This window comes from Ruegeria sp. BG6, assembly GCF_056538465.1.
In genome coordinates this window covers 213,472-225,851 of record NZ_JBQFTB010000003.1, presented here as the reverse complement: position 1 = coordinate 225,851, position 12,380 = coordinate 213,472, and the positions used below count along the sequence as shown (strand labels likewise).

General features: G+C 56.9%; 10 protein-coding genes and 2 pseudogenes. 6 read left to right on the top strand and 6 right to left on the bottom strand.

Annotation, left to right across the window (positions count from 1 at the left end; genetic code table 11):
- Positions 1–42: 42 nt before the first annotated feature.
- Positions 43–2,334 (top strand): xanthine dehydrogenase family protein molybdopterin-binding subunit, encoded by a 2,292-nt coding sequence (locus ACR0JW_RS08085; RefSeq protein WP_170678058.1) that lies wholly within the window; start codon positions 43–45, stop codon positions 2,332–2,334.
- The gene (locus tag ACR0JW_RS08080; protein WP_170678056.1) at positions 2,312–3,388 is read left to right on the top strand and encodes a T6SS phospholipase effector Tle1-like catalytic domain-containing protein; all 1,077 of its coding nucleotides are present in this window, start codon (positions 2,312–2,314) and stop codon (positions 3,386–3,388) included. The genes ACR0JW_RS08085 and ACR0JW_RS08080 overlap by 23 nt, the downstream gene beginning before the upstream one ends.
- Before the next feature lie 53 nt (positions 3,389–3,441).
- Here ACR0JW_RS08080 and ACR0JW_RS08075 read toward each other — a convergent pair whose 3' ends face one another.
- On the bottom strand, positions 3,442–4,122 hold the full coding sequence (locus ACR0JW_RS08075) for a hypothetical protein (RefSeq protein WP_170825153.1): 681 nt from the start codon (positions 4,120–4,122) through the stop codon (positions 3,442–3,444).
- A gap of 63 nt (positions 4,123–4,185) precedes the next feature.
- Entirely contained in the window at positions 4,186–4,353 is a 168-nt protein-coding gene (locus tag ACR0JW_RS08070) for a hypothetical protein (RefSeq protein WP_170613177.1), read from the bottom strand.
- A 563-nt stretch (positions 4,354–4,916) separates the two neighbouring features.
- On the opposite strand from ACR0JW_RS08070, the gene ACR0JW_RS08065 reads away from it, so the two are divergent.
- Positions 4,917–5,663, top strand: coding sequence for an outer membrane beta-barrel protein (locus ACR0JW_RS08065; protein ID WP_170678050.1), 747 nt, complete (start codon positions 4,917–4,919; stop codon positions 5,661–5,663).
- A 692-nt stretch (positions 5,664–6,355) separates the two neighbouring features.
- On the opposite strand, the pseudogene ACR0JW_RS08060 reads toward ACR0JW_RS08065, so the two are convergent.
- A pseudogene (locus ACR0JW_RS08060) lies at positions 6,356–7,100 on the bottom strand (IS5 family transposase).
- 408 nt (positions 7,101–7,508) lie between these two features.
- Between ACR0JW_RS08060 and ACR0JW_RS08055 the strand changes: the two are divergent.
- The gene (locus tag ACR0JW_RS08055) at positions 7,509–7,697 is read left to right on the top strand and encodes a hypothetical protein (protein ID WP_170617162.1); all 189 of its coding nucleotides are present in this window, start codon (positions 7,509–7,511) and stop codon (positions 7,695–7,697) included.
- A gap of 226 nt (positions 7,698–7,923) precedes the next feature.
- Here ACR0JW_RS08055 and ACR0JW_RS08050 read toward each other — a convergent pair whose 3' ends face one another.
- Together ACR0JW_RS08050 and ACR0JW_RS08045 are read right to left on the bottom strand one after the other, a co-directional pair.
- Positions 7,924–9,015: a hypothetical protein gene (locus ACR0JW_RS08050; RefSeq protein WP_480713796.1), complete on the bottom strand. Its 1,092-nt coding sequence runs from the start codon at positions 9,013–9,015 to the stop codon at positions 7,924–7,926.
- Between the two features lie 285 nt (positions 9,016–9,300).
- The gene (locus tag ACR0JW_RS08045; protein WP_480713795.1) at positions 9,301–9,894 is read right to left on the bottom strand and encodes a hypothetical protein; all 594 of its coding nucleotides are present in this window, start codon (positions 9,892–9,894) and stop codon (positions 9,301–9,303) included.
- 23 nt (positions 9,895–9,917) lie between these two features.
- On the opposite strand from ACR0JW_RS08045, the gene ACR0JW_RS08040 reads away from it, so the two are divergent.
- Both ACR0JW_RS08040 and ACR0JW_RS08035 read left to right on the top strand, forming a co-directional pair.
- A complete protein-coding gene (locus ACR0JW_RS08040; RefSeq protein ID WP_170678042.1) occupies positions 9,918–10,577 on the top strand; it encodes a response regulator transcription factor in 660 nt (219 codons plus the stop codon).
- A complete protein-coding gene (locus ACR0JW_RS08035) occupies positions 10,577–11,926 on the top strand; it encodes a sensor histidine kinase (protein WP_170678040.1) in 1,350 nt (449 codons plus the stop codon). Before ACR0JW_RS08040 ends, ACR0JW_RS08035 begins: the two co-directional genes overlap by 1 nt.
- A gap of 24 nt (positions 11,927–11,950) precedes the next feature.
- On the opposite strand, the pseudogene ACR0JW_RS08030 reads toward ACR0JW_RS08035, so the two are convergent.
- Positions 11,951–12,366: pseudogene (locus ACR0JW_RS08030) on the bottom strand (transposase family protein); the annotation flags it as partial.
- Positions 12,367–12,380 lie beyond the last annotated feature (14 nt).

Sequence of the window (12,380 nt, the reverse complement as noted above, 5' to 3'; positions counted from 1 at the left end):
GGGGGCTAACCTCGCAGCCACAGCAGCCTGAAAGGGACAGCAATGGAAAAGTTCGGCAAAAGCCAGCCGGTCAAACGGACCGAAGATCACCGCTTTCTGACCGGGCAGGGGCGCTACATGGACGATGCCGTGCCGGATAATGCCCTGTATGCGGCCTTCTTCCGCAGCCCGGTTGCGCATGCGCGGATCATAGCGCTGGATCTGGATGCTGCGCGGCAGGCGGATGGGGTTCGCCTGGTCATGACGCTGGACGATCTGGCCGCAACCGGGATCGACACTGTAATGAACGCGGCGATCATGCCCAACCGGGATGGCTCGCAAGGCGCGGCGCCACAGCGGCACATGCTTGCCAAAGACCGTGTGCGCTTTGTGGGCGAGCCCGTCGCTGCAGTGATTGCCGAGACGCAGCTTCAGGCGCAGGACGCGGTTGAGCTGATCTGGATGGAGACCGATGACCTGCCCGCCAAGCTGGATGTGGATGCGGGCGGAGAGCCGCTGCACCCCGAAGCCCCGGATAACCGCGCCTTTGACTGGGGGCTGGGCGATGAAGCCGCGACCGAAGCCGCCTTTCAGTCCGCCGCCCATACCGTGGCGCTGAATGTGGCCGACAACCGGGTCATCATCAATTCGATCGAGCCGCGCGGCTGTCGGGCCAGCTGGTCGGACGGCCGGCTGCACTTCGCCTATGGCGGTCAGGGTGTCTGGGCAATGCGGGGGCAACTGGCGCAGAAACTGAAGCTTGAAACCGAGGCGATCCGTGTCACCACGCCGGATGTGGGTGGCGGGTTTGGCATGAAGGTGATGCCCTATCCCGAATATTTCTGTGTCTGCGTTGCCGCCATGAAACTGGGGCAACCCGTGCATTGGATGTCCGACCGGTCCGAAGCGATGCTGTCCGATCATCATGGCCGCGATCTGACGTCTTTGGCCGAACTGGCTTTCGACGACAATCTCAGGATCTCGGCTTACCGGGTCCACAGCAAGGTCAACCTTGGCGCCCATAACAGTCATTTCGGGCAGGCCATCCAGACCAGCCTGTTCAGCAAGGTGCTGATGGGCGTCTACGATGTTCAGACCACATATCTGCGGGTCGAAGGGTTCTACACCAACACCACGCAGGTCGACGCCTATCGCGGCGCTGGCCGGCCCGAGGCGATCTATGTCCTTGAACGGGTCATGGACCGCGCCGCGCGCGAACTGGGTGTCGATCCGTGGGAACTGCGGCGCAGGAACTTCATCAAACCTGCGGACTTCCCCTACAAAACCGCAACAGGGGAAACCTATGACGTCGGTGATTTCGACATGGTCCTCAGCCGGGCCGACGAACAGACCCGAGGTTTTGCCGCCCGAAAGGCCGCCGATGCTGAACGCGGCCTGATCCGGGGGCAGGGGCTTTGTTACTATATCGAAAGCATTCTGGGCGACCCTTCCGAAAACGCGAAGATCGAGTTCCGCGAGGATGGAATGGTGAACATGTGCGTTGGCACTCAATCGAATGGGCAGGGACACGAGACGGCCTACACTCACTTCCTGTCGGATCAGACCGGGATACCAATGGACCGGATCGTGGTGGTCCAGGGCGATACCGACCGTCTGGCGCATGGCGGCGGGACGGGCGGATCCCGCTCGGTGACGGTGCAAAACACGGCAACGCTGGCCACAATCGACGTCATGATCGCCGCATTCACGCCTTATCTGGCCGATAAGATGGGGGTCGAGGAAAACCAAGTGATTTTTGACCACGAAACCTTTCGGGCGCCGGGGTCCAACCTGACACCCACCCTGACCGAGGCCGCCGAGATGGCCCGCGCCGATGGCCGTACCGACCTGTTGCAACACACGGCACGCGCCGATCTGGAAGCGCGCAGCTATCCCAACGGCGCACATGTTGCCGAAGTCGTGATCGATTCTTTCACCGGGGAAACCTGGGTCGACCGCTATACGGTGGTTGATGATTTCGGCAACCTTATCAATCCGATGCTGGCCGAGGGGCAGGTGCATGGCGGGGTGGTGCAGGGCATTGGCCAGGCACTGAACGAACGAGTGGTGCATGATGCGCAGGGGCAACTGCTCACGGCTTCGTTGATGGATTACGCCTTGCCCCGTGCCGCCGGGATACCCATGATTAAGTTTACCTCGGCGCCGGTTCCGTCAACTTCCAACCCGATGGGGATGAAAGGATGCGGTGAGGCCGGGACCGTGGGCGCGCTGGCCGCTGTTGCAAACGCGGTTCAGGATGCGCTCTGGGATCATGGGGTACGGCAGGCGGACATGCCTTTCACACCTCACAGAGTATGGGAGATGCTGACACATGGTTCTGTCGCGGCTGAGTAGAAAGGTTCTGGGATGGCTCGGACGGCCGCTTCGCTCCGAGCACTCGGCCGAGGCGCTGCACCGCGAGCCAATCAGCCATGTCATCATTCTGGACGGCACCATGTCCACGCTGGAGCCGGGCCTTGAGACACATGCCGGTCAGACCTATCGCCTGTGTCGGGAAATGGGCAGCCAAGTCTCGGTCTTTTACGAATCCGGTGTGCAATGGGAAAGCTGGAAGTCCTCGCTGGATGTGATGATGGGGCGCGGCATCAATCGCCAGATCAGGCGTGCCTACGGTTATCTTGCCTCGCGGTACAAGCCCGGCGACCGGATCTACTTCATCGGATATTCCCGTGGCGCGTACGGTGTGCGCAGTCTTGCCGGTGTCATCGACATGATTGGCCTGCTCAAGGCCGAGCATGCCACCGAACGCAACATCAAACAGGCTTATCGCCATTATGAATGCAATCCAGGTGGAGCAGCGGCAGGTGATTTCAGGCGCAAGTTCTGCCATGACGAAATCGCGATAGAAATGGTTGGCGTCTGGGATACGGTCAAGGCGCTGGGCCTGCGCCTGCCCATGCTGTGGCGCTGGGCCGAGGATCGGCACGCGTTTCACCACCACAAGCTTGGTCCCTCGACCCGCCACGGCTATCACGCCCTGGCGCTGGATGAGACGCGCGAAGTGTTCGAACCGGTCCTGTGGAAATGTACGCCCGAGTTCCGCGGCCATGTCGAACAGGTCTGGTTCCGCGGTACCCATGGCGATGTCGGCGGGCAACTGAACGGCTTTGAAGAGGCGCGCCCACTCAGCAACATCTCCCTGATCTGGATGCTGGACAAGGCAGAACTGCATGGTCTGCCATTGCCGGACGGTTGGCGCGAGCGTTTCCCCGTCGATGCGTCCGCCAGATCAGTCGGGACATGGAGGGGCTGGGGCAAGATCTTCCTTCTGCGCAAGCATCGCAAGGTCGGTCGGGACCGCTCGGAACATCTGCACGTGTCGGTTTCACCGGATGATCTGCCGGGCTGGGTGCCCATGCCCAACTTGCCCTCTCATCCGGCGCAATAACCGCGACCGGCCATCCACCGCCGCCGGCGCTGCAAAATGTTGAATGCCCCTAATCAATCGCCTGGATCACGCAGCGACACTGTCACGTCATCCATGACATAGAACCTGTTCTGATCTGCCGAGGCGCTGACGGAAACATCGACGAACCCTTCGTTGTCAGGGGTGCCGTCAAGGTCGCGCAGGTTCGCCTCGGCAAATGGCGCCTCCAATGAAGTATCACCAAAGACGGCGAGGCGATAAACCATGTCGTCCGGAAACATCGAGATCAGAACCCTGTGCCTGTCGCCAGTGTTGTAGCTGCCCACCGGTGTATCAAACATGAAAATCTGGCCATTGTTGAAAACGACCCGGCCGAAATACCGCCCCACGACACCGCTATCTACGATCATTCCGCCATCATCCAGAATCTGCCCCTGCCACGTGATGTAGATCGGCGCGGTTTCGTCGCTGATCGGTGACGTCCGGAAAGTGATATGGTCGCCGGACGTCTCTGTCGCCGGTGGCCGCTCACGGATGCTCAGGGAAAGATCGCCGGCAATGGCGTCTTCGGCGGATACGAAGAAGAACTCTTCTGATCCGACACTGATACTGTCGCCGACGGGTGGCCCTGGCGGGTTGGACAGTGGCGACTGTCCGGGCGTCCCGCTCTCGAAATCCGTGTGAAAAATGGTGCTGCAAGATGTCGGCAGAAGGGCGGCGCAAAGGATGAGTGTGGAAGAATTGATAAATTTCATAGGACACTCCGAAACAAGAACGGATCCCAAGCGGTCTCAATACAATGCCGCCGGTGGATGCCTTCAGAATACCACAACCTGCATCGACCCGCCCAACGCCGCCCAAGAGCTGACCTGTTCCGGCTTCCGCGCGAATTTTCCACGCAGTGTCATGTCGCCCTGGGTGCTGTGGTGTGACGCGCCAAACTCGTACCCATCAGCAATCGCAGAACACACCAGAACGCGCCACATCTGCCGATTAGCCGCGCGCTCTGTCTGAATTATGTCGGAAGGATTAAATTGCCCAACTACGGGGAACCCCCAATACCGCAGCCCCGCTCGATTTGTTAGTTATCAGACAACGGAGCAACCACACACACACCTCCGTCCAACACTACACGGGGGGCTGGCCGTATAGACCCCCTCACTCATGCCAGCCCCTCAACCCTTTCCCAAAGCCAAAGTGTATATGGCAGGCATCGGACGTCCGGTTGCAGATTGCGCCCGATCGAAACATCCCGGACACTTTGGAAGCCTCAACGTCAGCGCTCAGAGAGAATTTTACCGGGCATGAGACGTCCCTCTTGGTTCTCCGTTTCTTCAGCATAACCGTGGGTCCGCTCAGATAGGCAGGTTCAAGAGTAGCCCGCCAGATAAGCCATTGGTTGAAATGCTGATTGAACGAAGCACGATCAGATAATCCTTTTGACTCGGATCACCGCCATCGCCATCATTCACATAAGAATACCAGAATGCGATTTTGGCCCCTCCCCGCTGTGAAAGTTCATGCGGTCGGCATGTGATAGGAGGAAATTATGAAAAGATTACCTACATGGACAGCTGCTCTCGCCACTTTGGCATTTCCAGCGCTGCCTGTTGCAGCCCAGTCGAGCGACTGGAATTACGAAGCCACGATTTATCTGTTCATGCCAGAGACCAAAACGTCACTGGATTCGCCGAACGGCAACCTCGACGCAACGCTGAGTTTTTCGGACGCGCTCAGCAAGCTGGACCTCGCCTTCATGGGTGCCTTCGCGGCCAGTAACGGCCGGTGGAGCCTGTTGACTGATTACAACTACACCAAGCTTTCTATTGACAACGACCTGTCCGGGCCTGCGTTCTCCGGCGTGGAAACGTCCCTCAAGACGCAGTTCCTGAGCGGCTACGTTGGTTACCGCGTCTACGAAGACCCAACTTTGAAACTGGATCTGGCAGGAGGGTTCAGGTGGTTCAACACTGAAACCGAATTCACCCTGTCCCCAGGAGCATTGCCTGGGACGACCAGTACCGTAGACGCCAGTTGGACAGACCCTGTCATAGGCCTCCGCGCCCGCTACGCGATTTCTGATCGCTGGTCCGGTACGGCCTTTCTGGACTACGGAGGGTTCCGAAGTGGCAGCGAGACCTGGCAGATTTTGTTGACGGCGGATTACGCCATAAACGACCGATGGATGATCAGAGGCGGATACCGCCATATTTCGTTTGATCACAAAGTGAATGGTAACGACTTTGACTTCAGCCAGTCCGGCTTGCTGATCGGCGCGACATACGCTTTTAATTAGGCGTTCCTGTGTGGGGCGGATAAATTTCGCTCTCAATAGTGTTTCATACTTTGACACGCAAAACTCGGCCACCGAATTCGAGGTTTGTGGGATTTCCGTCGATGGGACCAAAAAGAAGTACGTCGTCAATAACGCAGGTGCATTGCTATAGAAAGGCAATGTGATTTCGTTGAAGGACAAACGTCATGTCATGGTCCGATGCCATAGGCATTGCCCTGTCGGGGAATTCTTTCTCAAAGCACGGTTGCAGAGTTTAAACAGGCCATGACTGTCCAGCTGACACTTCGACCAAAGTGACCCTTTAGAGTTTGGCCTAGCAAGTAGAGCGGCCGAGAAAAAGCCCCTTTGAGACCTCTGATTTTACAGCAAGCAAGACAAGTTTGGTGCTGGAAACTGATCGAAGACTCACTGCCGTGCCGCCATCTGATCGGGGACAGTGTCTCAAGGCTTGCCACATCTTCACGTTCTAAATGGCACGCAACAACTGAACGGTGGCGCGACTGGGTTTGCACGGATCAGGATGAGGCAAGTCTAAAAGCGGAGTGTGCAATACGAAGCACACCAACTAGACATTTCAATTCCCTATCTTGTACAGCCTTGAATCAAAGCGTCATTTCAAGACTGATGTAACTGCTTCAATCGCAAGACAAACTCGGGACAATAATAAATGAAAATGCGACTAGGCTCAGGCCTCATAGCCAATAGATGGCAAAGGCGGCGAGAGCGATTGCTGAGAGGAAGACTTTGGGGCACCTGTCGTACCGCGTCGCGACACGGCGCCAGTCCTTCAATCTGCCAAACATAATCTCAATCCGATTGCGGCGCTTGTCTTATCGGACGGTTGTCTTGCGCTGTTTGCGGCCTGGGATGCACGCGTGTATCCCTTTGTCTTTCAACGCTTCTCTGATCCAATCGGCATCATAGCCGCGATCACCCGGCAACCATTCGACATTTGGCAGGCTGCTGATCAATGCCCTCGCACCAATGTAGTCGCTGACCTGACCGGCAGTGACAAACAGATTCAAAGGGCGTCCCTGACTGTTACAAACCGCATGCAACTTTGTGTTCATGCCGCCCTTGGTGCGCCCGATCAGACGTTCACGCTCCCCTTTTTCACCGCAAGACTGGACGCTGTGCGATGGGCTTTGACGTACGTAGCATCCACTGCCCGGTAGGGCATTGCGGAGCAATATCCCGAGAGGGGATCATGACCGTCTTATCTTCGACTTGGTTGGCGGCCAAGCCGACCAGCATCTGGGCAAAGATACCTTTGTCACTCCATCGCTTCCAACAATTGTAGAGCGTCTTGTGTCGCCCAAATTCCCTAGCTGCATCGCGCCACCGTAACCCGTTGCGATTGATAGAGATAATCCCACTCAAGACACATCTGTCATCAACGCGAGGTTTGCTGTGGGACTTTGGGAAGAAGGGCTCCAGACGCGACGTCTGCTCGTCGCTTAACCAGAAAAATCAGACATGTTCACCGCTCGTTTTGAGCGCGATGAATCACGCAGCCAAACGGAAATCAATGGGCCCTGAGCCTAAACATAACGGCGGACCAGTTCAGTTGGGGAGGCTCAAGATCAGTCACGCGCAAACATCCAAACTGGGCAACTTGGGTGGGGCAGATCAAACAGGCATGCGGGAGGATAATGGTTTAAGTTTCCGAATACGGCCACCAAAATGTGAGTGAAATTTCATCCTGGGTTTTTTGTTTACAACCTGAAAACAACATTAACTGAAAGTGAACAATGTATTCTCTAAGTGTTCAACCGTTTTGGACCATATTGGGTTCACTAAGTCGGGCGGAACGAAATGCGTCCGGTTTGATGGAAGGGAACATGCATGGAAAAAACTACCACAGCGATTGCGATGCACACCCCCCCCGCGGCAAAGCAATCATCCAGCGCTGTCGTCTGCAGCGGCGTGTCGAAAAACAAAGATTCGAGCAGCGGTCGCTTCCCTCCTATTGAAAACGCACTCATCAATATTGTGAATAACAAGCGACTGATTGAGGCGATGAGGGACGTCTGAGTTACCGCAGACGATCTCTCGGTTCCCTTGGGTGTCGTCTTCCCAAGGAACAATACGAAGCTAAAGCCCGCTCTGCGCCAGAGCGGGCTTTTTCTTTGCATATTCAGATGTGATCCGAGTTATGTCTTGGCATTCAGCAGGTGAAGGGCCAGCCAAGGGGTTGGAAATGATTTGGCTGGCCCGACCTCTCGCGCCTCCGAATTCGGAAAGGTGCGAAACTCCTGATTTACAACCCCAGCAACGACTTGACCGCCGCTTCGACTTCATCTGTGACCGGCTTGTTGGCCGCATTCTCCAACGCCTCACGTTCCCTAAGCGTCTGATCCTCCAGTTGGTCCTGCAGGTCCTCAACTTCAGAAACAGCGTCGTCGTAGTTGCTTGCAGCTTCCTGTTCGGCAGCTAGCCCGGCAGCGGTGTCCATGGATTCCTGCAGTTCGGCATTCGCCTCGTCCAACTGCGCTTCGATATGTGGGTCTGTACCCCCGGCGTCGGCAAGTTCCTGTTCCAGTTCCGCCACGCGCTCTTCATCCGCGCGCACATCAGCTTCGGCTGCTTCGAGATCATCTTCGATTTCACCTATGGGACGTGAAGGTGGTTCCAGCCCGTCCAGAAGATCTTGGGCGTCTTGCAGGTCGTCGCGCAGTTCGTCTCCTTCCAGAACCGTATCGCGGTATGTTGCAATACGACCGACACGCGAGTTGGGCGCGGCGTTCTTCAGAGCGGTCTCACTGGCGTGAGCGGCATTCAACGCACCCAGTTCAGAGGGGTGTGCGCCCAGAATTTCAGCCCATGACTCGTCTTTTTTGCGGGACAGCGGCCGAACGGATTTTGCAACCTGCACGGCAGACTCGGTGCTCCGCGTCACGCGCTGCGATTTCCGCTTGGGTTTTTCTGTTCGGTCGCTGGATTTCTTGCCCGTAAACAAATCTTTCAGAGAGAAATTGCCGCTCTTTGACGTGTTCGATTTCCCGCTTCCGGAAGCGGACTTTCTGCCACCTGTCTTCCCGGCAGACTTCTTGCTGCCGCCTTTGGAAGTCACTTTGCCTTTGGCGTCTTGACCCTTTCCGGCACCTTTGTTCCCCTTTCCGGCGTTATCGCTGCCCTTGCCACCACCTTTACCACCACCTTTGCCGCCGTCGTTTCCGCCGCCTTTACCTCCTCCTTTGCCGCCGCCATTCCCGCCGCCATTCCCGCCACCTTTTCCTTCTTTCGCATAAGCAATGTCGGGAAACGTGAACGCCGCGACGATCGCGGTTGACCCAATCAGGGAGATCGCGACTGCGGAGGCTTTCAGCAGACCGGAAAATTTGGTTTTCATAACGGACCTCACGGGCTCAGTGTTGCTTCAGGCGTCAACATTTCATGATGGACGCAAATGTATTTGACCCCATTTGACCATATTATGGTTGAACTCACGCCTAACTGCTGGTTCATCACCAGTTCACATTGAAGCCGGTAGAGTTTGAGTATGTTTGTGCGGCTAAGACTTTCAGGATTGGGGAACCTGCTTGCAACTGCGGGATTGATTACCTGTTTTTTGACAGGTGACGGCAACGCTGCTGTGCGCGAGCTTAAACAATCCGAATTGCGGCACGCCACAACATCAGGTGGTGCCATTCGCCTGAAGAGGGTTATCAGAGGCGTTGAAAAGGTTTTCGGCGGAACCCCCGTCGACGCCCGCGCCTTTGAATCCGATAAGGTTTACTATCGTATCCTGGTCAAGAAACCGGACGGGAAGATCATCAGCGTCATCGTGGACGCCCAGACGGGTGTCGTCGTGTCCAACCGGTCTCGCGTCAGCCGCGAGATTACAAATGCAGCGCGGGCGAAACCCGGCAATTCGTCCAATTCCGGTAGCGGAAGCGTGCAGAATGCCAATAGTAAAAGCGCCAACAGTAACAGCAGAGGTAATTCCGGCAACAATCGTGGCGGCAATGGAAACGCTGGTGGCAACGGCAATGGAAACGCCGGCGGCAACGGCGGTGGCAACAGTGGCGGTAATGGCGGCGGCAACGGCGGCGGTAATGGCGGTGGCAACGGCGGCGGTAATGGCGGCGGCAACGGTGGCGGTAATGGCGGCGGCAACGGTGGCGGTAATGGCGGCGGCAACGGCGGCGGCAACGGTGGCGGTAATGGCGGCGGCAACGGTGGCGGTAATGGCAATGGCGGTGGCAAGAAATAACTGATGATCCGTCATCAATTCGCCTGTAGTTTCAAATCATGAGAATCCTACTTGCAGAAGACGAACGGCGCCTGGGCGAGCAGATCAAAAAACTACTGAGCGCCGAAGGTCGGATCGTCGACGTAGTCCATAGCGGGGTTGATGCGCTGCATATGGGGTCGACTGAACCCTACGACATGATCATTTTGGACATCGGCCTCCCGGAACGTGACGGGATTTCCGTTTTGCGAGATTGGCGCAGTGCCGGAATAAAGACGCCTGTTCTGATCCTGACCGCTCGAGACGGCTGGAGCGAGCGGGTGGACGGTCTGGATGCAGGTGCAGATGACTATATGACCAAGCCTTTTCACATGCCCGAACTGGCGGCCCGCGTCCGTGCGATTTTACGGCGACAGAGCGGACAGCTGAACCCGGTCATCGAAATGGGAAGCGTCCTTTTGGACACAAGAAACGGGCGTGTCTCCGTGGACGGAATTCCGGTTGATCTGACCGCACAGGAAATCGCCGTCCTCACCTATCTTGCCCATAACCCCGGGCGCCTGATCTCGCGCACTGAATTGTCGGAACATATCTATGAGTATGACAAGGATCGGGATTCCAACACAATTGCCGTATTTATTACGCGCCTGCGCAAGAAGCTGGGACCGGACCTGATCACAACGGTTCGGGGTCGCGGATACATGATCGATTCTGCCTGATGCTTTCGCTGCGACAACGGGCATTGCTGGGCGGAATATTATCCGGAGCGATGTCTGTGGGTGTGGGCACGCTGGCGGTTTTTTCCTACATCGATTCCCGGGTTTCCCAGCAGTTCGATACAACGCTTCGGGACCGGCACACACAACTGATCGTTGGACTGAGTGTCACCACCGACAATCCCGAAGCACTGCGTGATCTGATTTTCGATCCGGCATACAGTACGCCATATTCCGGGCGATACTGGCAGGTGACAAGCGAGGCAGGCGAAGTTTACTCCTCGGCTTCCCTTTTCGATGAAACCCTCGCCGAGCCGCAAGATGCACCCGACACAGTTATGCTGTGGAACACCGATGGGCCGGAGAATGAAGCGGTCCGCGGCATATATCAGAAGATCACCTATGAAGATGGCACGATCTGGGGCATCAGCGTCGCTGAAAACCGCGACAAGCTCATCGCGGAACGCCGGGCCGCACAACGCAGCCTAATCCCGGTTTTTGGGCTGGTTGGCCTGATAGGCATCGCCGGTTCGCTGTTGCTGATGTCGGCCATTCTTGGGCCGCTTCGCAAACTGCGGTCAGATGTGGCCCAGCGTTGGGACGTGGACGAAGACCTCAGACCGGAAGACTACCCCGAGGAAGTGTCGCCGCTTGTCCAGGACCTCAACCAGCTATTGCAACGCAACCGCGACATCGTCTCCGGGTCCCGCAGGCAGGCGGCTGATCTTGCACATGCGCTGAAGACACCGGCCGCGATTTTGCAGAATGAACTGGATAGTTTGTCCGAGGCCGGGGTGGACATCAAAACCGCACAGGAATCTCTGGATCGGATCGATGCGCAACTTGGCCGCTCTCTGGCGCGAATGCGCGCGATGAACACTGCCGAACTGACCCATTCCCGTACAGACCTGTCAAATTCCATCGACCGGCTTGCAAAGCTGTTTTCCCTGATGGCCGAGCGTGAACAGAAGACATTAAAGGTGGCGACCATTCCCGGCCTGTGGGTTCGAATGGACAAGCAGGACATCGAAGAGGTTCTAGGAAACCTTCTGGACAATTCAATGAAATGGTGCCGGCAGATTGTGCAGGTGACAACGACGCGGCAGGACAAGTTTATCGAAATTCGGATCGAAGACGACGGACCGGGCATTCCCGAAAATGACCGACGCGAAGCGCTTCGTTCCGGGGGGAGGCTCGACACCTCCGTCACCGGCAGCGGCTTGGGGCTGGCAATCGCAGTGGATCTGCTCACGGCATATGGTGCCAGTCTTGATCTGGGCAGGTCGGAAGAACTCGGTGGTCTGAGGTGCAGCATCGTGATCCCATTGGGTTCTCATGCTAGCGCCAGTTGAAGCATGGCGGTCAAGGGTCAGGAGTCATAACCAGTAGATGATGAGTGCGGCGAGGGCGATGGCTGACAGGAAAACCTTCGGGCATCCATTGTATGGGGTCGCGACTCGCCGCCAACCCTTGAGCCTGCCGATCAAAATCTCGATCTGACGCGACGTTTTTGCGGCGATTGTCGTATCTTAAAGCTTTCTTGCGCTGTTTGTGGCCAAGGAAGCGGGCGCCTATCCCTTTGCTTTTCAATGCTTCCCGGAGCCAATCGGCGTCTTATCCTCGATCTCCGGGCAGCCAGTCGACATACGGCAGGCTGCCAACAACGCTCGCGCGCCGATGTAGTTGCTGACTTATCCCGCCGTAACGAACAGGTTGAGGGGACGTCCACGACTGTCGCAGATGGCGTGTAGCTTGGTGTTCAGCCGACTTTGCTTCGGCCAATCAGGCGTCCAGTCGCCGGATTGC